Here is a 20190-nt window from a genome sequence, read left to right as displayed (position 1 = left end):
CTAGAACGGATTGACGTAATTCAGGATCGCGACCTGCCGCAGGATCACGCGGCGCACGACGTGGGTCGGTTTGACGTGATCGGTGTAGATCGCAGCCGTTCCGGCGCTGCCGGCCGGCAACCGTTTGACGAAATCGGCGTCGTCGAGCTTGACGCGCACGACGAAGGGGGCGGCCTCGATGGCTTTCGGCAGGACTGCCGTGCCCGATGTCTGCACCTGTCCGGTCGCGATCGCCTGGAGCAGGCTCTCGACCTTGCCGGAGTAGATCTGCCCAGGTGCGAATTTGAATGTGGCCTCGACCTCTTGGCCGGGCGCCACGTAGCGCGCATCGTTCTGGTTGATTTCGACGCCGATGATGGTGCTCGAGCTGTCAATGAACGCCATCACCGGCGCCAGCGGCAGGTTCGCCACGCGCGCACCCTTGCGCAGCGCGAGATTGGTCACGTAGCCGTCGGCCGGCGCGCGCACCACTGTCTTGTCGAGATTCCACTGCGCGGCCTCGAGCTGGCCGGAGAGCTGGTCGGCCTCCGATTGCCGCTGCTCGACATCGAAGCTGCGGCCGGCGTCGCGCTCGTAGAGCTGCGTCATCTGGCCGAGGCGCGTCTTGGCGAGCTTGAACTGCGCGTCGATCGCCTTGACCTGCGCCGCGTAAGGCGTCGGGTCGATCTTGAACAGGACATCGCCTGCCCTCAGCGGCGCGTTGGCAAGAACCGGAACATCCGTCACCTCGCCCGCCACATCAGGCACGATCGAGACCGCATTGCGCACGACCAACGCATTGCCCTGCGGTGCGCCCCACCCCATCGGGATCAGCAGTCCGAACAGCAGCAGCACCAGCACGATCGCGGGCGACGCCTTCCAGAACAGGTTGAAGCGTACGATCCCGAAATGCACCAGCAGGAACAGCAGCACGAGATAGGTATTGAAGAGCGCGACACCCATCACGCATCTCCCGCCTTGTGTGCGGGCACGTCGAGATAGGCCCAGATCAACGCGATCGGCCACAGCGCGAAGCCGAAGAACAGCGTGATCCAGCCGGCGACAGTCACTGCCTGCGCATGAGGATGGTTGCGCGACTTCGCGATGTGGCCGGGCAGCCAGCCMGCGATACAGACCACGCCGATCGCGCTGGCGAGCAGGATCACCAACACGATCCAGGCGAAGATGTCGTAGCCGCTCATGACCGCCGCCTCATTGCGTCAGTGACGTGCCTTCATTGGCAGTAGTCCCAAAAACCCTGCGTGCGGGATGGATCGGTGTAGTACCAGCACATCCCCGGCGCGGGCGCAGCACCCGCCCAGGCCACAGCCGTGGCCGCTGTCACGAAGCCGATCGCAGCACCGGCGGCGATCGCGCCGCCCCTCGGCCAATGGTAATAGCCGGGTCGCGCCCAGCCGCCGCGCCCGGCCACGGCCGTGGTGCTGCGAACGGCGACGTTGCCGCGCGGTCCGACCACTGCGGTCCGGCCGCGATAGGCCGCGCCGCGGGGGCCGACCACGGCGCCGCCGCGATGGACCACGGCACCACCACGCGGGCCCATGGCGGCCCCGCCGCGGCGAACAGCGGCACGCACCTCGATGAGATCGGATGGTCCAGTTGCGCCCTGCTGGATTGCCGCCGGCTGAAGTGGTGCCGCTGACAATGTCCCGACCGGAAGCGACGCGCCGGTTGCCACCGCCAGCAGGCAGCTCGTCCACCGAAACGTGCGCATATGTCCAGACATCCTTGTCCCTCCCTTTGTTATTGCTGTCGTTGATGCAGCTTCCCGCACGCGTCCTCGTCATTGCGACGCTTCCGCGGTGCCGCGTTCGGACGCAAACACCGTCGTCCAGTCCTTTGCCATGTCGACGACGGTCCAGCCGCGCTGCGTGGCCTCGTCCCAGGCCTTGTCGAGCTTTCCGATCTTGGACTCCCTGTCGTAGGAATATTCGCGGGCCGCATCGGTGTGATGGACGATGCCGACGAAGCGCGCTCCGCCGCACTCCAGACCGCGACAGCATTGATGGCGGCGATACCGATCAGAAACCCACGCCGGCTGGCAGATGCGAGGGAAACGGGCATTCTGGATCTCATAGGCGCAAGCGAGTAACTACGAAGGCGGCACCGGCCCGCAACGACGCGGGCCGGTGAGGATGGGGGTGTCAGCTATTTGACTCCGCGTTGCTGGAGCTGCTGTTCGATCATCTGATTGACGCCTGAGCGTATCTTGTCGATGCTCTGGGCGCGTTGTCCCGCCCTGGCGCGGTTGTCCTTGATCTCATCGAGCTGCTCTTCAAGGATCGTGGCCGGTACGAAACTCGGTGGGAACGACCGCGGCGGAAAATCCTTGAAGGTCATGACGAAGGCGCCGACGTCGTCCATCGCGCCGTAGACCTGCCCGACATGGTTGAGTTGCCAGTCCCAGAATGTGTTCGAGGTGATGTCAGCCCGCTCGAACGGATCCTGAAGCAGGTTGAATATCTTCTGGAGGCGTAGCTTGGTGAAGGGCTCGGCCCAGACGCCCAGTGTGCCGGGCAGACGCTGCTCGGCGTAGACATACTTGTAGTCGCCCTTGCGCAAGGCCACGAGCAAGCCGTCATCATCCGAGTAGAAGAACTTGTCACGAGCGCTCTTGGCGCCGTTGTTGTTGCCGGCCGTGCCGCTGACGTTGCGCAGGAATGCGGTCTGGTCGAACCCGTCGAGATGGACCTTGTAGTTGATGCCGTTGGCGGTGTACCCGGCGCTCAGCTTGTTGACGATGTCGGGCTCACCTGCCGCCGAGCACAACGTCGGAATCCAGTCGTTGTGGCTCATCAGCTCATTGGTGACCGTGCCCGGCTTGATGACGCCCGGCCAGCGCACCAGGCACGGCACGCGGAAAGCGCCTTCCCAGTTGGTGTTCTTCTCGGAACGGAACCAGGTCATCGCGCCGTCCGGCCAGCTGTTCATGTGAGGACCGTTGTCGCTGGAGTAGACGACGATGGTGTTGTTGGCGATCCCCATATCGTCGAGGGCTTTGAGCAGAGTACCCACCGTATCGTCATGCTCCTGCATGCCGTCGATGTATTCGCTGTCGCCATGCGTGTAGCGGCCGCGATGATCGGTACGCACATGGGTGCGCAAATGCATGCGCGTGGCGTTGAACCAGCAGAAGAACGGTTTGCCGGCGGCCTGTTGCCGTTTCATGTAGTCGATGGCCGCGGCCGACGTCTCGTCGTCGATCGTTTCCATGCGCTTCTTGGTCAGCGCGCCGGTATCTTCGATGGTCTGTTTGCCGATCTTGCCGAAGCGGGGGTCTACGGTCGGATCGTCGCGGTCTGCCGCCTTGCACCTCAGCACGCCTCGGGGGCCGAACTTGGCGAGGTAGCTGGGGTCCTTGGGATAGTCGGGTAGTTCCGGCTCCTCCTCGGCGTTGAGATGATAGAGATTGCCGAAGAATTCGTCGAAGCCGTTCACGGTCGGCAGCGACTCGTTGCGGTCGCCGACGTGGTTCTTGCCGAACTGTCCGGTGCCATAGCCGAGATTTTTGAGGAGGCCGCCAATCGATGGGTCGAGCTGGCTCATGCCCATCGGCGCACCGGGAAAGCCGACTTTGGTCAGACCGCTGCGAATGCCGTGTTGGCCGGTCAGGAACGCCGCGCGACCCGCCGTGCATGATTGTTCGCCGTAATAGTGGAGGAACTTGATCCCCTCGCGGGCGATGCGGTCGATGTTGGGCGTCTCGTAGCCCATCAATCCGTTGGAGTAGGCGCTGATATTGGCGATGCCGATATCGTCGCCCCAGATCACGAGAATGTTGGGCTTGCCTCCCGCTGGCGGAGCTGCTGCTGGCGCGGGAGAAGGCGCGGCCTTCTGCGCTTGCGCCAATGCTTCCGATGTCAGCGTCACTGCTGCGACGATCGATGATGTTCCAAGGAGCAGATTTCTGCGGTTGATCGTTTGTTCAGCGTCGGAGGAATTGTTCTTGTTCTTTAGTTCGCCGCTCATTTCTACGCTCCCTGTGTTTCATTGGTCGTTCACGTCAGCCGCTCGGCGTTGCTGCCAGGCGGTCACGCCACGCTATTGCGTGACTTGAAAACTCCTCTGCATCTTCTCGACGATCTGATCGATGCTGAAGCTCGACGGCCGCTGACTCGGGGGAAATTCCTTGAAGGTGGCGAGGAACTCCCCCACAATTCTAGGCGCAGCAATGAACACACCCGCTCCGTCCGTCATGAGCCAGTCGTAGTAGGTGTTCGACGTGATATCCGCTCGCTCGTAGGGGTCCGAGCGCAGATCGAAGAGTTTCGGCACGCGCAGCTTGGTGAACGGCTCGGCCCAAATTCGTAATGTGCCTTGCGCACGCTGCTCTTCGAAGACGACTTTCCAGTTCTCGTAGCGCAGAGCCACCACATCGCCATCATCGTCGAAGTAGACAAACTCCTTGCGCGCGCTGCGCTCCTGCTGACCCGTGAGGTGGGGAAGCTGGTTATATCCGTCGAGATGGACCTTGAACGTTTTGCTTCCGGCCTGGTGCCCCTCAGTAGTTTGTCCTTGATATCCGGTTCACCCGCGGCCGCCAGCAGGGTCGGCATCCAGTCGAGCGCGCTGATGGTCTCGTTCGAGATCGAGCCGGGTTGAATTCGTCCTGGCCAGCGGATCATGCACGGCACGCGGAACGCGCCCTCCCAGTTGGTGTTCTTTTCGCTGCGGAACGGCGTCGTCCCCGCATCCGGCCAGGAGTTCTGATGCGGCCCATTGTCCGTGGTATAGATCACGACGGTGTCGTTGCCGATGCCGAGATCGTCGATAGCCTTGAGGACCGTTCCGATCGTCGCGTCGTTTTCGATCATGCCGTCGGCGTATTCGGTCCTAGCCGTCAGCCCGGGCGGGCCACGATGGGATTCACGTACATGTGTGCGAAAGTGCATTCGGGTCGTATTGAACCAGCAGAAGAATGGCGTGTTGGCCCTCGCCTGACGTTGCATGAAATCGATGGCGGCGGCCGATGTTTCGTCGTCGATCGTTTCCATCCGTTTCTTGGTGAGCGCGCCGGTGTCCTCGATGGTCTGCTTGCCGACCTTGCCCCAGCGCGGATGTTCGGTCGGATCGTCGCGATCCGACGCCTTGCAGCGCAGCACGCCCCGCGGGCCGATCTGGTCTCGGATACCGGTTGGGTAAAAGCGGTTCTCCGGATCCTCCTCGGCGTTGAGGTGATACAGATTGCCGTAGAACTCGTCGAAGCCGTGCACGGTTGGCAGATATTCATTGCGGTCGCCGAGGTGGTTCTTGCCGAACTGCCCGGTGGCGTAACCAAGCGGCTTCAACAACTCTGCGATGGTCGCGTCTCGCGCTTGCAGACCCACGGTCGCGCCGGGAATGCCCACCTTTGAAAGGCCGGTGCGCAGCGTGCATTGGCCAGTGATGAACGAGGACCGCCCCGCCGTGCAGCTCTGCTCGGCGTAATAGTCCGTGAACATCATGCCTTCTTTCGCGATGCGGTCGATGTTCGGCGTGCGATAGCCCATCACACCAAAGGAATAGGCGGAGACATTGGTCTGTCCGATGTCGTCGCCGAAGATCACGAGGATGTTCGGCTTGCGGCCGGACGCCGATGAAGCCGCCGGGCTCGCGGCTGAACCTGGCGCCGCTTTCTGCGCTTGCGCCAGTGCCTCCGATGTCAGCGTCGCCGCGGCGACGATGGACGAAGTTCCCAAAAGCAGTTTTCGGCGATTGATCGACTGGTCAGCCCCGGACTGGGGGTTGTTCTTCTCCAACTCGCTGCTCATGCGATACTCCCTATCTTGCTATGTTGCAGCAGACCCTTCTTGTTCGCGATGAACAACGAGAGGCGTCCGCATCACGCAGCGGAAGCCGACATGGCTGGTTGAAGTATCGACCGGCTCGGCGTGGCGCGCCGCGGGGCGGTAGCGACGGCAATAGTTCGGCGCGCAGAGATGCGAGCCGCCCTTCAAGACTTTGCGCGGGATGCGGATGTCGGGTTGACATGGATCAAAGCTCGCCTCCTCACGGCCGCCGCGGGGATTTCTGGGAATGCAGCAAGGCTTTGCGGCATCGGCGGCATGCTTTGACGACCACCAGTCCGAGGTCCACTCCCAGACATTGCCGATCATGTCGTGGAGGCCGTAGCCGTTCGGCGGGAAAGCCATGACCGGCGAGGTACGCTTGAACCCATCCTCGCCGAGATTCTGGACGGGGAAATTGCCCTGCCAGATGTTGGCCATGTGCTTGCCGCCGGGCATCAGCGCATCGCCCCAGGCGAACTCCTCGCCGTCGAGTCCGCCGCGCGCGGCGAACTCCCATTCCGCTTCCGTCGGCAGCTCCTTGCCGGCCCAGCGGGCATAGGCTGCCGCATCGCTATAGGAGACGTGCACGACCGGATGGTCGTCGAGGCCCTTGATGTTGCTGCCGGGGCCGTAAGGATGACGCCAGTTGGCGCCGCGCATGAAGGACCACCATTGGCTCCAGTCGGTGAGATCGGTGATGCGCGGCAGCGGCGAGAACACCAGCGAGCCGGCGTAGAGCATCTCCTTCAGCGCGCCGGGATAGTCCTTGGGGTCGGGAACGATCTGCGCCTCGGTGACGTGGCCGGTCGCGTTGACGAATTGCTTGAACTGCCGGTTGGTGACGGAGGTGCGGTCGATCCAGAAACCGTCGACGGAGACGCGGTGGCTCGGCGCCTCCTCGGGATAATGATGGTCGGATCCCATACGGAAGGTCCCGCCGGGAATGAAGACCATCTCGCCGGTCTTCACGTCGTCCGGCAACCACTCGCAGTGATCCGTATCCGCCCGCAGCATCGTGGAAACTCCGATACGAGTATTCCACCCGATACTATGGCGCGGATTTCAGCAGGCGTCGACGAGAGCACATTGCCCGGCATTCTGGACGCATTGTCTGGTCCCCTCTTCTTGGCGCCGAGGGTGCGAGATGGGTGTCGTAGACTTGCGTCAGCATCTCTCCCTCTTTTGCGCACATCCTTCGAGCCCGCGGCAACACCATACCGCCATCCCCGCCCCGCGGTTCGCAGAACGATCGTTGCCGATATCGCCTAGGTTGCAAATGGTATCCGAAGATAGGATGCCCGTGATGTGCAGTTTGTGCCAATACGTCGCGCCGATCGGTGAGGCTTAACGACACATGTCGCAAATTCCTCAATCCGCAGCGTCGTGTGGCGTACAGCTCGCGTCAAATTCGGCGATAATTTACCTCAAAGCGCGAACTCGGACTGTCGTACCCACTTCGCGTTGTAGTGGTGTTCAGCCGCCGCCTGCCGCAGAATTGTCGCGCTTGAGTAACAGGGTGGCGCCATGGGCCAATTCCTTCTGGTTGATTCGCGTAAGCTCGACGGCTTCGAAGGTCTTCACCAGGCCGTTCACGGCTCGCACGTCGATGTCATGCAGCTCGGGCGCGGGCGATTGCGCGGATCGCTCTCCCATGTCGGCATCGGCGATTTCTCGCTCAGCATCGGCACCTTCAGCGTCGGCATGCGCACGCAGCGTGTCGCCAGCGACGACAAGCTGATCATCGGGATGCTGCTCGCGGCCGAAGAGCGCGTCACCCACTGGTCCTTCGACATGCGCCTCAACGACGTGCTCGTGATTCCGCCGCTGCTCGAGCATGACGGAATCTTTCACGGTGCATCCGCTTACGCCGCCATGCGCTTCGACATCAACGAGGTCGCATCGCTGTTCGGCGGCGAAGCGAGGCTGAGCAATCCCGACACCTGGCGTAGGCGCGACCATTTCCGGGCGGCCCCCGATAGCGGCGCGATCGCCGCACATCGTCTGGTCCGGATCATGTCACATCTGCGCACCTACAGGAGCGGCCTGACGCCCTCGACCGCCGATTTCTGGAAGCGATCGATCGTCGAATGCATGGCGGCCAACGTGATGTCGTCGCTACCGCCCGACGACACCGGCTGGCTGCCCTCGGCAAGGCGGCTGATCCGCCGGGTCGAGGAGTATCTCGACGAGGCCGGCACGCGCCCGGTGCATGTCTCGGAGATCTGCGCCGCTCTCGGGGTGTCGCGCCGCACCCTCCATCGCGCGTTCCAGGAGGTCTTCGGCTTGGGCCCGGTCAGCTTCCTCAGGCACAAGCGGCTGTGTGCCGTTCATTCCATTCTGCATGAGAGCGTGCCGGGCTCGACGACCGTGGCCGCTGTCGCCATGCAGCAGGGCTTCTACGAGCTCGGGCGGTTCTCGCAGTATTACCATGCGATGTTCGGGGAACGTCCGTCGCAGACCCTGGGAGGACGAACGGTCCCTCGCCTGAGGGTTCAACCCTCTGAGCGTGAGTTATAGGCGCCTGGTTCGGCTGTGCTGGGGGACGGCTAGGGTCCGACCGATTCCCTCCCCACCGGCCGACTGCACAGCCGTGCACCGGGCCCAACGCGGTGGCCGCGGGTGGTGTTGCGCAATTACAACGCAAGTAAGGCTTTGAATTTGCTGGATTTTGGCTCCCCGGGCTGGATTCGAACCAGCGACCATCCGATTAACAGTCGGATGCTCTACCGCTGAGCTACCGAGGAAAGGGCGAACCAGTCGTTCGCGCGCGGCTGCGTATAACAAAGCCGCTTGCGCTTGCAAAGGACGAATTCGCGATCTTGCACAATGCGCCGAGGAAGGGCCGCCACCCCTCCCCTGGCTCAAGTCAGGTCAGGCTATTCGGCGACGAAGGACGTGGTCTTGGTTCCGGAGTCGTACCGCAGCCGAAGCGCGGTGATCTTGCAGAGGTTGACGTTCTTCCAGAGCACGGATTCGTCATAGTTCTGCCAGTCGACGCGGATGTTCCAGACACATCCCTCGTCGTCCTCTTCGAACTCGACATAGGTGCTCGCCTGGTTCTGCAAAACCTTGTCGAGCTCGTTCTCCCATTCGTCCAGGCCGTCGTCCGGCGCGTTGAAGCCCAGGAATTTGATGGCATAGCCGGTCTCGTTGACGACGGTGACATTGCGGGCGTCGGCCGCGAACGACGGCGTAACGGCGATCGCAAGACCGATCGCGATCAGTCCGGACAGAAAATACTTCATGTGAAATTCCCCCGATCGAAAGAGGCTCCGGTGCCTGACGTCGATCCGCGCAGGCACCGCGGCAACAAATGGCGTTGCCTCGAAGAATTCACCCGGAGCGCGATCGAGTGGTTCAACACGCGATCGATCGACGCTCCGGAGCGTGCGCGACGCGAGACGCGCACGGGCAGTTCATATCGATTCGAATTCTCCGCAGCAATGAACCGGCGTTCATAGATCGGCGGTGTTTGTTTTCTCCGGCACGGGCGCTGGCACTGCGGCGCCGTTGCTCTTTCCCGTCACGGCGCCGACCAGCGCTTTCACGGGATCCTCGCCCGGCGCAAACCCGCTCTGGCGCAGGATCTCGTCGATCATCGGACGCAGCGCATGCACCTTGAGGAGCTCGCCCGCAAGCCCTTCGCCGAAGCCGACATTGCCGCCGCCGGTGCCATTGCCGCCGAACGCGCCGCCGGTGTGCAGGATGCGGACGTCCTTGAGATTTCCGATCGGCCTGACCATCTCGGCCAGCGCCGAGGGCATGGTCTCGATCCGCTTCTTGGCGAGCTCGAAGTCGATGACGTTGGCGCCGAGCTTGTTCTGCGCCTCGTTCTTGAGCGTGATGATGGCGGCTTCGGCCTCGCCGATATTCCTGACGCCGACAGCCTTGATCTTGTTGGACTCGGCTTCCGCGGTGGCCAGCGTCTTGACGGCCTCGGCGCGATCGAGCGAGGCCTTCTTTTCGGCTTCGGCTGCGACGATCAGCTCGGTCGACTTGCGCTCGGCCTCGGTGCGCGCGGCGAGCACCTGGGTGAGACGGGCACGGTCGGCGACCTCGACTGCGCGTGCGGTCACGACCTTTTCCTCCGCGGAGACGGCGAGCGCCTCGGCGGTCTTGGCGTCGGCGACGGCTTCCGAGGTCTGCTTGCTCTTGGCCGCGATCTGGATCTCGTTCTCCTGCGTGGCGATCTGGATTTCGCGCTGCGCGTCGGTCTTGCGCTTGTTGATGGCGAGATCCGACTCGATGACCGCTGTTTCCTTGACCTGCTTGGCGCCGGCCTCCTTCTCGGCGACGGCGCGGTCGGTATCGATGCGGGCGTTCTCCTCGGTCAGGCGCGCCGTCTGCGTCGCAGTCGCCACCTCGGCGCGGGTGCTCGCGGTCTTGTTGGCGATGTCGCGCTCCTGGGAGAGCTCGGCCTCCTTCTTGGTGCGCTCGATGGTCAGGGTCTGCTGCCGCGCCTCGAGGTCCTTTTGCGCAATCGCCACCTCGTTGTCGCGCACGATCGAGTTGCGGTCGCGCCGGCGCGTCTCGGTAACGGTCTTCAGCTGGGTCAGACCTTCGGCGTCGAAGAAGTTCTCCGGGTTGAAGAATTTGACGTCGGTCTGGTCGAGCTTGGTCAGCGACACCGATTCAAGCTCGAGACCGTTGGATTTCACGTCCGATTCCACGGTCGCCTGCACATGCTTGACGAAGTCGCTGCGCTTCTCCTGCAACTCCAGGATGGACATGGTGGCCGCCACCGAACGCAGGCCGTCGACGAATTTTGCCTCGACCTGGTTACGCAGGGCTTCGGCGTCATTCGTCAGCGCGCCCAGCGTCTGGCTCGCGAGCGCAATGCTCTCATCGTCAGGACGGACGCGCACGTAGAACTCGGCGACGATGTCGACGCGCAGGCGGTCCTTGGTGATCAGGGACTCCCGCTCCTTGCGCTCGACGGTGAGCCGCAGCGTCTTCAAATTGACGCTGGCATAGGAGTGGAAGATCGGCAGGATCATGGCGCCGCCGTCGAGCACGACCTTCTTGCCGCCGAGGCCGGTGCGCACGAAGGCCTCGTCGCGGGTGGCGCGCTTGTAGAGGATGGTGAAGACGATCCCGAGGACGACGATCAGCGCGACGCCGATCATGGCCGGGACTGCAATGTCGAACATGACTTTCTCCGATAAATGACTTGTCAGCTGCTTAGAGGCGGTTTGGAAGGTTTCAGTTCATCGTCGGCCTTCACCGCCACGAAGCGGGTGCCGGCGCGATCGACCAGCAGGACCATGGTTCCCTGCGGCAGGGGCAATGATGACGGTGCGGCGACCGCCCACACGAAATGGCGGTTGCCGTGGATGTCGGCGACGCTGACGCGGCCGGGCGGCCCCTGATCGAGCGGGCCGATCACGACCTCGCCGACGCGGCCGACGAGATCGCCGAGGCCGACGGCATAGCTTTCATCCTTGGGAATGACCCGCGCGATGCCCCTGCTTGCGGCGCGGACCAGCGGAATCGAGACGGCGACCGCTCCGACCGACGCGAGCGTTGCCGGCAAGGGACCCGCCACCATCCGCGCGATGTCCTGGATCAGGAAGCCGGTGATGGAGAACGCGCCGAGCAGCAACAGCAGGAAGATCAAGAGCGGCACGCCGCCGACATTGATCCAGGAGATGGCGTTGATCACGCCATTGTCGCTGGGGTGACCAAAATCGATGTTGGTGCCGAGCATCTCGCTCAGCGAGGCCCCGACCAGCATCGAGACCACCTCGATCGAGCCGACGATGAGGATCATGGCCGCCGCGATCGCAAACGGCCTGACCTCCGGCGACATCACGTGTTCGAGCAGAGCGCTCATGACACATTACTCAGGAGCGCGACTTCAACCGCGCCAGCCTCGCTGCAATCTCCTTGTCGCGATGCAACGTGCTGAGCTCGTCGATGTCGCTTGAATACGGGATCGCTGCCGGAACGCCGGTGGCGCGCGCCACCGCCCTGCTCGCGCGCAAGGCCTTCGCTGCCGCCGAGGCACCACCGGACTTCCGGGGCGACGTCGAGGCCTGATGGCTTGCGTGAGCCTCGCTCTTTTCGAGATCGGCGCGGCGTTGCTCGGCATCCTGGAGCGCTGACAGCACGGCGCGCAGCGACGTCACGCACTGCTCGATCTTCTCGTTGTTCTCATCAATGGCGCGGGAGAGCACCTCGAACTGCGCCTCGAGGTCCATCTGCCGCGCGATGCCGGCGCGTGCGAGATCGTCCCGGCTATCAGCAATCGCACCTTCGATCTTGGGCGCAAGATCGGTCATCTCGCGTTCGATCTCGGTGCGGCGCGCGTTGAGACGGTATTCCTCGGCGCGCGCGGCCGCGAGCGCATCGCGCGCTTCGCTCTCCGCGCGCTCGATCTCGCGGATGGCTTGGCCAACCACGTTCAGCTTGTTCTTCCCCTCCGCCTGCTCGATCGCGTCATAGGCGATCCCGGCGATCAGGCGCCCGACCCGGGACAGGAAGTTGTCGGGGGCGGCAGCGATGGTATCCATGGCGTTCTCCTCCTCTGGCAGACTGTTCGGCGTGACGCCGTAGTGAACTTCGAAGCCGTCGTCGGTGCGGATGAGGTGCGCGGGCGCGCTCTGCCCCCAACCCTCGGCATAGCCGGCATAGTCGAAGGGCACGCTGAAGCGCCCCTGCACGGTTGCAATCGAAATGGTGGCGGGGCCCTTGATCTTGGCGAGCTTGTCGTCCAGCGGCAGGCGGCGGCCCTGCGCGGCACGATAATCGGCGCGGTCGCGCAGGCCCAGCGTCACCAGCCGCGACGGCAGTGCGGTTTCTTTCCGGATCGGCTCATAGGCATGGGCATGGAGCAGGACGACATTGGAGCCGACGTTATGGCTCCGCGCCACCTCGTCCAGGATCTCCATCATGCGGTCATAGGCTTGGAACGTCGCCTCCATGGCGGCCTTGGCGGCCGGGTCAGGGGCAAGCCTGTAACGCAGCGCGGATGGCGCGTTTCGGGACGACGGGCTCATGGAAAGCACTAAAGCACCATTTTGGTGCTTTAGGAAGAGGAGGTGCGATCACGTTCCACTGATCCTTGGGCACTCTATGGATTGGTCGCTGGCGGCCATTGGTGCGTTCAAGGCGGCGGATCACTCCTAGATCACCGCCGATCAAGACTTCTTGCACGCGCGGGTTGCAATTTAAGACGAAGTGGAGGGAGCGTTTGGCAACTGCCACTCTCGTGTCCCGGATATGGCTTCGCTCGCCCGGGCTGCGAAAGCCGAGCTCACGGCCGCCGGCACACCAGGTCGATCTCGATCAGCGCATCATAGGCGAGCCCGGTGACGCCGACACACGTGCGAGCCGGCAAACGATCCGGTGCGAAGAAGCTGCGATAGGTCTCGTTCATTGAGGCGTAGTCTTCCTTGAAACGCGTCAGATAGATCCGCGTCATCACGACGTGCTCGAGGCCGAGATCGAGGCCGGCGAGCACCACCTTCAAATTCTCCATCACGGCCCGCGTCTGCGCCTCTATGCCGTCGGGCAGCACACCCGGCGCCTGCGGCGTGTCCGGCATCTGGCCGGTGACGAAGACAAACCCGTCGGTCTCGACGGCGTGGCTGAAGGGCGCGACCGGCTTCGGTCCGCCGCTGATCATGTGGAATTTCACTTGAGGTGTCCTTGTTAAGGCAAGTCCCGGAACAGGCGCTTGCTGAGGATGGCGTGCACGCCCCAATTGCCGTCGACGACCTGGGTGACGCCAAAATCGACGGCGGCCGACATCAGCGCGATCGCCTCGTCCTCGCTGAGGCCTTTGACGTTCATCAGGAAGCGCCGCATTTTCCGGAACGCATCCTTCATGGCAAGGTCGAGCGAGGACTTTGCGTAGACCTCGCTCTGGCCCTGCGCGCCGAACTCGGCGAGATAGTTGGGATGGCTGAACCCGGTCAACACCCAGTCGGTCTCGGTCTCGATCAGGGGATAGGAGAGGTCGGCAAAGGGCTGGCCGGCCAGTTCGGCCTTCTTGTGCAGGATCACCTCGAACGTCCCTGTCATCGAACATTCGATCGCGGTGCCGCTGAGCTCGCCGTCGCCCTGCGTGGCATGGGAATCGCCAACCGAGAGCAGCGCGCCGGGCACCGAAACCGGAAGATAGACGGTAGACCCCTTCCCCAGCCGCCAATTGTCGAGGTTGCCGCCGAAATAGGACGGCGGCACGGAGTCGACGAAATCGACCTCGCGCGGCGCCACCGCGATCACGCCGAAATGCGGCCTCAGGGGAATGCGGATGCCATCGAGTACGGCATGCCGGCGCTTCACCGTGGCGGGCGCGACGGGGACGCCGGGATAGTCGTAGGTGGCGTGCACGACGCCGAAGGGGTCGGTCTGCGGCTCCCAGCGATAGGAATAAAGCGCCCGGGCGTGCGGCTCCTCGGGATCGTCGAAGATCTCGTAGATGGTGACGACCTCGCGCGGCATGGGACCGCCGAGAAACTCGTTGTAGTGATAGCCCCACCAAGCCGCGACCGAGGAGCCGAACACGCGGCCGGCATGGTTCGGATTGCGGCTCGCGCGCGGCACGATGTCGAGGATGCGCACCTCCAGCACGTCGCCGGGCTGGGCATCCTTCACCGCGACCGGCCCCGTGCAGATGTGCACGCCAAATCCTTCGCCGGCGCCACGGCCGAACACGCTGGCATCCATCGGGCCAGCGCCGCGACGATCGACGTTCTTCTTGTCCCGTGTCCAGCCGAACACGCTTTCAGCACCGGCATCGCCCGCGATCATCATCTCGGGCGCATCGGAGGCGTGCTGCGTCAGCGTCTCGATGGTGATGGTGTCGCCCGAGGCGATCTCGATTTGCGGCGATAGCGAGCGGCTGAAATAACCCCAATGGACGCGGCTGGCCTCGACCGGGAGATGGTGATGCCTGCGTTCCGTGGTCGTCCGCTCCTCGGTGTCGGCACACGCAACGGTGCTGCGTGCTTCGACGCTCGAATGCACGCGGAGCTGCGCCAGCGCCTCCTGCGGCCAGCCGCGCTGGCCGGCAATGCCGTGCTGCAAGGTCGCCCGCTCCGCCTCCTGCTGGCGAAACTCGCGGGGCGGCAGGCCGAAGCGATGACGGAAGGCGCGGCTGAAATGTGCGGAATCGCCAAAGCCGTAGGCGTAGGCGATCTCCGAGATCGAACGAAGCGCCTCGGTCGGATTGGACAGATCGGCCCAGGCACGCTGGAGGCGGCGCTCCCGGACGTAATGGGTGAAATTGTCGCCGACCGTCTCGAACAGTTTTTGCAGGTAGCGCTCGGAAATCCCCTCGGCCTGCGCGACGCGCGCCGGCGCCAGTTCGGGATCGTCGAGCCGCCGCTCGATGGTCTGGCAGATCCGATGCAGGAGCGCTGCCTGCGTCGCACTCGATCCGGCATCGGACGTCGAGGCCGCCAGTTGATGCGCGAGCGTCAGGAGCAGATCAACGAGCGACTGCGCGACCGAATTCCATTCGGCATCGCTCAGCGTGTCGAGCGTGCGCGCGGTCGCGTCCAGCAGACGCGAGAACACATCGGCAAAGCCGCTGGGTGGAACCACGCGGGGCTCGCCGAGCCGCGGCTTGCCCGAGAGGCGTCCGTGCAGCGCTTCCGAGGTCACCGACAGCACGATGGCCCGCATGTCACGCTGGAACACGATGCTCCAGTCTCCGCTCCGTGGCAGCAGCACGAGATGGCCGACCGGAACGATGCGGTGGCCGCCGGCGCTCTTCAGCACCATGCCGTCCTCGACCGGGATCAGCGCGATCGGAAGGTCTTCATTCGCTTGCGATAGCGGCGCGACGCTTTGCGCGCCAGCCGCCATCCGCGTCAGCGCAACACCTGCGGTGTGGCGATGCGATGCGGTTGCGTGTCCGTCAAAGTAGGAATGGCCGGTCGCCGGCTGCAGGCCGACCGCCGCCAGCACGTCCCGCCAGGCTTCGGGGCGATCGTCTTGCGCGTAGGACTCGCTCGTGAACGGCCGGAAGCTCATCGGATCAACCCAGATTGCGGTTGATCGAAGCAACCTCTGTGCCAGACGAACGCGGTCATCCGTCGCAGCAACGGGCCGCAAATGACGTTCGGTGGTCAAGCGTTCATCCGGGAAATGGAATTTCCTTCAGAGTGTTAGCGCCCAATTGCTGCATCAAGCACGTTGCGTAGCCCGGATGGAGCGAAGCGTAATCCGGGAATCGGGCCGCCATCGACGCTGTCCCGGATTGCGCTTCGCTCCATCCGGGCTACCCCCGTCAATCGCATCGAAAGATGTTCTTGCGGATCGTGCCGTGGACGCCCCAATTGGCGTCGACGACCTGAGTGACGCCGAAATCGGCGCCGACCGACAGCAGCGAGATCGCCTCGTCCTCGCTGAGACCATGCACGGTCATCAGGAACCGCCGGAGTTTTCTGAACGCATCGCGCATCGCACGGTCGAGGCTCGAGTGATTAGCAATCTCGGTTTGTGCGTCGGCGCCGAGCGCGGCCAGATAGTTCGGATAGGTGAAGCCGTAGAACGACCAGGCGTGATCGGTCTCCAGCATCGGATGGTCGAGGCCCTCCAGACTGGTGCCGGCCAGATCAGCCTTCTTGTGCAGGATGAACTCGAAATCGCCGGTGAGCGAGGTCTCGATTGCGGTGCCGCCGAGCTCGCTGTCGCCTTGCGCGGCGTGGGGATCGCCGACCGAGAAATAGGCGCCGGGGACTGCGACCGGATAGAACATCCGCGCGCCCTTGCCGATGCGCCAGTCGTCGATGTTGCCGCCGGTGTAGCTCGGTGGGATCGAGCTGACGAAATCAGCTTCCGAGGGCGCGAGGCCCATGGTGCCGAAATGCAATCGCGCGGGCACCCTCACGCTCGACAGAATGTTTTCGCGCTTCCTGACGGTGGCGTGATCGACGCGCACGCCGGGATAGTCGATGGTGGGATGCACGATGCCGTCGGGGTCGGTCTGCGGCGTCCACACGTAGTTGTAGACCGCTTTCGCATAAGGCGCGCCCGAGGTGTCGAGCTCGAAGATGGTGACGACCTCGCGCGGCTTCGGCTCCTCGATCAAATCGTGATAGTGAAAGCCCCAGTTTGCGGCCACGTTGGAGCCGAAGCAGCGGCCGGCGTGGCAGGCGCTGCAGCTCGGCCGCGGCCTGATATCGAGGATGCGCACTTCCAGGATGTCACCGGGCTCGGCGCCTTCGATCGCGACCGGTCCGGTGAGAAGATGCACGCCAACCCCCTCGCCTGCGCCGCGGATAAACGGACCTTCGACCGGCCCGGAGCCGCGGCGCGCGACCGCCTTGTGCTCGCGCGTCCACTGGAACACGCTCTCGGCGCCGGGATCGCCCTGGATCATGCGCTCGTAATCGTCATTGGCGTGATGGGTCAGCGTCTCGATGGTGGCGCGGTCTCCCGAGCGCAGCGTCAGGGCCGGCGCGACTTTCTTGGAGAAATAGCCCCAGTGGACGGTTTTCGGCGAAACCGGCAGCGTGAAATGCTTCATGAGGTGGCCTCTTCGGGAGTCTTGAACCTTACGAAGGCAGCGCTCATTGCACGGCCTCCGGAGCCTTGTCGGCTTCCATCACGCTGAGGAAACGCGCCGTCAGCGGATTGCGGGGATTGGTGAGTACCTCGTGCGCCGGTCCCTCCTCGATGATGGTGCCGCCGCTCAAGAAAGCGACGCGGTCGGCGACTTCATCGGCAAAGCGGATCTGGTGCGTCGAGATGATCATGGTGAGGCCGTCGTCGATGGCGAGCCGCCGGATCACTTCAAGCACCTCGTTGACGAGCTCGGGATCGAGCGCCGAGGTCGGCTCGTCCAAAAGCAGCACGCTTGGATTGGGCGCCAGCGCGCGGGCGATGGCGACGCGCTGCTGCTGGCCGCCGGAGAGATGTCGCGGCAGCGCGTCGGCGCGATGCGAGAGACCGACGCGGTCGAGCAGCTCGGTGGCGCGACGGTCGGCGTCGATCCGGGTCATACCGTGGACCCAGCGCAAAGGCCCGGCGATGTTTTCGCGTGCCGACAGATGGGCGAACAAATTGAACTGCTGGAACACCATGCCGACACCGACGGTTGCCCGCTCGTTGGCGATGGCCCGGGGTGACAGCAACTTACCGTCGTCGTCAAAGCCGAGACGGCGGCCGCCGACGCGCACGGTGCCTCCGTCCCAGCTTTCGAGATGGTTGATGCAGCGGAGCAGCGTGCTCTTGCCGGAGCCGCTGGGGCCGAGCAGCGCGACCACTTCGCCGACGCGAACGGTCAGATCGAGGCCGCCGAGCACCTTTTGCGTGCCGTAGCTCTTGGTGAGGTCCTTGGTCTCGACTGCGATGTTGTTGCGCGCGATCGTCGCAGAACGCCGCGTGCGCTCCTCTCTGGTCAGAGCAAGCGGCGGCGTGTCGGTCAGCTCTGCCTGCACGGGTTCGGGATCGGCGACGGTCGCCTCCGCAAGCCCCAGCTTGGCGCCGAGATCGACGCGACGCCACGGCAGGTAATCGGCGAGCTTGCGCTTCCGTCCCTTGGCGCGGTCGAGATCGAGCAGCCATTCGACGAACAACTGGATGACGCTGATGGCGAAGGTCAGCACGAGGTACAAGAGGCCAGAGGCGAAGAAGATCGAGAAGAAGTCGAAGGTCGAGGACGCAAGCTGCGTCGAGCGCAAGGTCAGCTCCTGGACTGCGACGACGGACGCCAGCGAGGAATTCTTCAGCGCACTGACGGCCTCGTTGCTGAAGGCCGGGATCATGGTGCGGATCGCCTGCGGCGCGATCACCCTCCACATCAGGATCCGCGGCGTCATGCCGAGCGCCTGGCCGGCCGTCACCTGCCCGCGATCGACGCCGAGCACGCCGGCGCGCAGCATCTCCGCGATGAACGGCGCCTCGTTGCAGGCGAGCGCGAGGCCGGCCGCCAGCACCGCCGGCAGCTTGATGCCGATATGCGGTAACGCATCGTAGGCGAACACCATCTGCAGGATCAGCGGCGTGCCGCGGAAGATCACGGTGTAGGCCCTGGCGATCGCCGCCAGGGGCCAGAAGCGCGAGAGCTGCATGCCGGCGAGGATCAATCCGAGGATCAATCCGCCGCCGAGCCCGAGGGCGGTCACCTCGAGGGTGAGCTCGATGCCCTCGAGCAGATACGGCATGCTCAAATAATGGAGGAACAGCGACATCAGTCAGCCGTCAGAATGTCCGGCTCCTTGAAGTTGTTCACGTCGAGCCCATGCTTCTTCAGAAGCTCCATATGCGTGCCGGCCTTCTGCACCTCGATCAGTGCGGCCAGCACGGCGTCGCGGAATTTCGGCTTGTCCTTCGGGACGGCGATGCCGACCGAATACGGGATCGTCACCGCGATCGCCTTCTCCAGCTTGTCCGGATAGGCCTTCACCGCACTGTCGACGGTATTGACGTCGTTGATGTAGGTGTCGGCGCGGCCGGCCAGGATGGCCTGGATGCAGTTGGCGTTGTTGTCGTAGAGCTGGATTGTCGGCTCGGCCTTGCCGGCCTTCTTGCATTCCGGGATCAGGGCCTGGATCAGGGGCACCTCGACATAGCCGGTGTTTTCGGCGGCAGCAGCACCGCACATCGACGTGTTGATGCCGTTGATGCCCTTCGGGTTGCCCTTGGCGACCAGCACGCCGTCGAACACTTTCGAGTAGGTGATGAAGTCGGCGGCCTTCGCGCGCTCCTTGGTGGCGTAGATGTCGGAGATGACGATGTCCGCCTGGCCGGCAGCGAGTGTTGTGAGGAGTGCTGCGAACGTCACCGGCTTGTAGGTCAGCTTGAAGCCGAGGCATTCGCCGATGGCTTCGCCAAGATCGATGTCGAAGCCGATATATTTGCTGGGATCCTTCGGGTCGATCGTTTCATAGCCCGGCGTGTGCGGGTTGATGGCGTTGACGAGGGTCTTGCCCTTCCAGTCCGGATATTTCTCCTGGAGTGCGGCGCAGGCGGCGGGCGCGGCGGCCTGCGCGCTCAACGGTGCCGCGGCGACGAAGCCGAAAGCGATGGTTGCGCCGAGTGCGACCTTGCGCCATGGCAATGATGCGCGTGCGATCCCCCGTGCCCGTGCATGGGGCAATACCCGTGTCTCCATCTCCAGCTCCTTCGAATTGTCATGGCACTGGCCATGTTCCAGATCTCGGGAACGAGCCTAGGTGGAGTGCGGACGGGAAAGCTTGTCCGCGGGCGTACAAAAAATTGGATGAATGGGGCCCGCGAATTGGGCAGCCGGCTGCACAAAAACTGTTCGTGCGTCAGGTGTCCTGCGGCACGCAATTCCGAATTCGGGAGAACCAAATGATCTCGCGCGACGCAATGATCTGCACGGTCGGAGAATCAATCAGTCAGGATATTTGACAGAGATATGACGTTCGCCAACGGAAATGAGGCGCGGGGCAGACGCATCTGTGGACGACATCCACAGCATCTCACCGCTTTCCACAGCCTG

The 20190-nt window shown here is 63.7% G+C and carries 16 protein-coding genes, 1 tRNA gene and 2 pseudogenes; 1 reads left to right on the top strand and 18 read right to left on the bottom strand.

Annotated features, from left to right (window positions below):
• The 8 genes and pseudogenes from AC1DW2_RS15740 to AC1DW2_RS15705 all read right to left on the bottom strand — a co-directional run bounded on the left by AC1DW2_RS15740 (nucleotide 1) and on the right by AC1DW2_RS15705 (nucleotide 7418).
• A complete protein-coding gene (locus AC1DW2_RS15740) occupies nucleotides 1-942 on the bottom strand; it encodes an HlyD family secretion protein (protein ID WP_477006514.1) in 942 nt (313 codons plus the stop codon).
• Nucleotides 942-1181, bottom strand: a complete 240-nt coding sequence (locus AC1DW2_RS15735) for a DUF3302 domain-containing protein (protein ID WP_477006513.1) — start codon at nucleotides 1179-1181, stop codon at nucleotides 942-944. The genes AC1DW2_RS15740 and AC1DW2_RS15735 overlap by 1 nt, the downstream gene beginning before the upstream one ends.
• A 32-nt stretch (nucleotides 1182-1213) precedes the next feature.
• On the bottom strand, nucleotides 1214-1711 hold the full coding sequence (locus AC1DW2_RS15730) for a hypothetical protein (RefSeq protein WP_477006512.1): 498 nt from the start codon (nucleotides 1709-1711) through the stop codon (nucleotides 1214-1216).
• A 69-nt stretch (nucleotides 1712-1780) separates the two neighbouring features.
• A pseudogene (locus AC1DW2_RS15725) lies at nucleotides 1781-1978 on the bottom strand (haloacid dehalogenase-like hydrolase); the annotation flags it as partial.
• 167 nt (nucleotides 1979-2145) lie between these two features.
• Nucleotides 2146-3966 carry an arylsulfatase gene (locus tag AC1DW2_RS15720; protein WP_477006511.1) on the bottom strand — a complete coding sequence of 607 codons (1821 nt, stop codon included), beginning with the start codon at nucleotides 3964-3966 and terminating at the stop codon, nucleotides 2146-2148.
• 72 nt (nucleotides 3967-4038) lie between these two features.
• A pseudogene (locus AC1DW2_RS15715) lies at nucleotides 4039-5747 on the bottom strand (arylsulfatase).
• A gap of 18 nt (nucleotides 5748-5765) precedes the next feature.
• Nucleotides 5766-6779 carry a formylglycine-generating enzyme family protein gene (locus AC1DW2_RS15710; protein WP_085399537.1) on the bottom strand — a complete coding sequence of 338 codons (1014 nt, stop codon included), beginning with the start codon at nucleotides 6777-6779 and terminating at the stop codon, nucleotides 5766-5768.
• Between the two features lie 459 nt (nucleotides 6780-7238).
• Nucleotides 7239-7418: a hypothetical protein gene (locus AC1DW2_RS15705; protein WP_223153560.1), complete on the bottom strand. Its 180-nt coding sequence runs from the start codon at nucleotides 7416-7418 to the stop codon at nucleotides 7239-7241.
• On the opposite strand from AC1DW2_RS15705, the gene AC1DW2_RS15700 reads away from it, so the two are divergent.
• A complete protein-coding gene (locus AC1DW2_RS15700) occupies nucleotides 7398-8282 on the top strand; it encodes a helix-turn-helix domain-containing protein (protein ID WP_477006510.1) in 885 nt (294 codons plus the stop codon). The genes AC1DW2_RS15705 and AC1DW2_RS15700 overlap by 21 nt on opposite strands.
• A 152-nt stretch (nucleotides 8283-8434) precedes the next feature.
• Here the strand turns inward: AC1DW2_RS15700 and AC1DW2_RS15695 are convergent.
• The 10 genes from AC1DW2_RS15695 to AC1DW2_RS15650 all read right to left on the bottom strand — a co-directional run bounded on the left by AC1DW2_RS15695 (nucleotide 8435) and on the right by AC1DW2_RS15650 (nucleotide 19836).
• A tRNA-Asn gene (locus tag AC1DW2_RS15695) sits at nucleotides 8435-8509 on the bottom strand.
• A gap of 132 nt (nucleotides 8510-8641) precedes the next feature.
• On the bottom strand, nucleotides 8642-9010 hold the full coding sequence (locus AC1DW2_RS15690) for a hypothetical protein (RefSeq protein ID WP_354175623.1): 369 nt from the start codon (nucleotides 9008-9010) through the stop codon (nucleotides 8642-8644).
• 210 nt (nucleotides 9011-9220) lie between these two features.
• The gene (locus tag AC1DW2_RS15685) at nucleotides 9221-10915 is read right to left on the bottom strand and encodes a flotillin family protein (RefSeq protein ID WP_071914103.1); all 1695 of its coding nucleotides are present in this window, start codon (nucleotides 10913-10915) and stop codon (nucleotides 9221-9223) included.
• Nucleotides 10916-10938: 23 nt separating this feature from the next.
• Entirely contained in the window at nucleotides 10939-11598 is a 660-nt protein-coding gene (locus AC1DW2_RS15680) for an OB-fold-containig protein (RefSeq protein WP_085401466.1), read from the bottom strand.
• 10 nt (nucleotides 11599-11608) lie between these two features.
• Nucleotides 11609-12772 carry a PspA/IM30 family protein gene (locus tag AC1DW2_RS15675; RefSeq protein WP_477006509.1) on the bottom strand — a complete coding sequence of 388 codons (1164 nt, stop codon included), beginning with the start codon at nucleotides 12770-12772 and terminating at the stop codon, nucleotides 11609-11611.
• Between the two features lie 248 nt (nucleotides 12773-13020).
• Nucleotides 13021-13404, bottom strand: coding sequence for a RidA family protein (locus tag AC1DW2_RS15670; protein ID WP_085401464.1), 384 nt, complete (start codon nucleotides 13402-13404; stop codon nucleotides 13021-13023).
• Nucleotides 13405-13418: 14 nt separating this feature from the next.
• The gene (locus AC1DW2_RS15665) at nucleotides 13419-15749 is read right to left on the bottom strand and encodes an acetamidase/formamidase family protein (RefSeq protein ID WP_477006508.1); all 2331 of its coding nucleotides are present in this window, start codon (nucleotides 15747-15749) and stop codon (nucleotides 13419-13421) included.
• 256 nt (nucleotides 15750-16005) lie between these two features.
• On the bottom strand, nucleotides 16006-17247 hold the full coding sequence (locus tag AC1DW2_RS15660; RefSeq protein ID WP_477006507.1) for an acetamidase/formamidase family protein: 1242 nt from the start codon (nucleotides 17245-17247) through the stop codon (nucleotides 16006-16008).
• A 43-nt stretch (nucleotides 17248-17290) separates the two neighbouring features.
• Entirely contained in the window at nucleotides 17291-18913 is a 1623-nt protein-coding gene (locus AC1DW2_RS15655; RefSeq protein ID WP_477006506.1) for an amino acid ABC transporter permease/ATP-binding protein, read from the bottom strand.
• Nucleotides 18913-19836: an ABC transporter substrate-binding protein gene (locus AC1DW2_RS15650; RefSeq protein ID WP_477006505.1), complete on the bottom strand. Its 924-nt coding sequence runs from the start codon at nucleotides 19834-19836 to the stop codon at nucleotides 18913-18915. The genes AC1DW2_RS15655 and AC1DW2_RS15650 overlap by 1 nt, the downstream gene beginning before the upstream one ends.
• Between the last annotated feature and the right edge of the window lie 354 nt (nucleotides 19837-20190).

This window comes from Bradyrhizobium sp. P3_C3, from assembly GCF_056402655.1.
The sequence above is the reverse complement of the archived record's forward strand: the minus strand, read 5'-3'. Positions and strand labels throughout refer to the sequence as shown.

Excerpts from the sequence above, each read along its gene's own strand:
- AC1DW2_RS15740 (WP_477006514.1), bottom strand. The coding sequence starts at position 942 with ATGGGTGTCGCGCTCTTCAATACCTATCTCGTGCTGCTGTTCCTGCTG.
- AC1DW2_RS15730 (WP_477006512.1), bottom strand. The coding sequence starts at position 1,711 with ATGCGCACGTTTCGGTGGACGAGCTGCCTGCTGGCGGTGGCAACCGGC.
- AC1DW2_RS15720 (WP_477006511.1), bottom strand. The coding sequence starts at position 3,966 with ATGAGCGGCGAACTAAAGAACAAGAACAATTCCTCCGACGCTGAACAA.
- AC1DW2_RS15710 (WP_085399537.1), bottom strand. The coding sequence starts at position 6,779 with ATGCTGCGGGCGGATACGGATCACTGCGAGTGGTTGCCGGACGACGTG.
- AC1DW2_RS15705 (WP_223153560.1), bottom strand. The coding sequence starts at position 7,418 with ATGGGAGAGCGATCCGCGCAATCGCCCGCGCCCGAGCTGCATGACATC.
- AC1DW2_RS15690 (WP_354175623.1), bottom strand. The coding sequence starts at position 9,010 with ATGAAGTATTTTCTGTCCGGACTGATCGCGATCGGTCTTGCGATCGCC.
- AC1DW2_RS15685 (WP_071914103.1), bottom strand. The coding sequence starts at position 10,915 with ATGTTCGACATTGCAGTCCCGGCCATGATCGGCGTCGCGCTGATCGTC.
- AC1DW2_RS15680 (WP_085401466.1), bottom strand. The coding sequence starts at position 11,598 with ATGAGCGCTCTGCTCGAACACGTGATGTCGCCGGAGGTCAGGCCGTTT.
- AC1DW2_RS15665 (WP_477006508.1), bottom strand. The coding sequence starts at position 15,749 with ATGAGCTTCCGGCCGTTCACGAGCGAGTCCTACGCGCAAGACGATCGC.
- AC1DW2_RS15660 (WP_477006507.1), bottom strand. The coding sequence starts at position 17,247 with ATGAAGCATTTCACGCTGCCGGTTTCGCCGAAAACCGTCCACTGGGGC.
- AC1DW2_RS15655 (WP_477006506.1), bottom strand. The coding sequence starts at position 18,913 with ATGTCGCTGTTCCTCCATTATTTGAGCATGCCGTATCTGCTCGAGGGC.
- AC1DW2_RS15650 (WP_477006505.1), bottom strand. The coding sequence starts at position 19,836 with ATGGAGACACGGGTATTGCCCCATGCACGGGCACGGGGGATCGCACGC.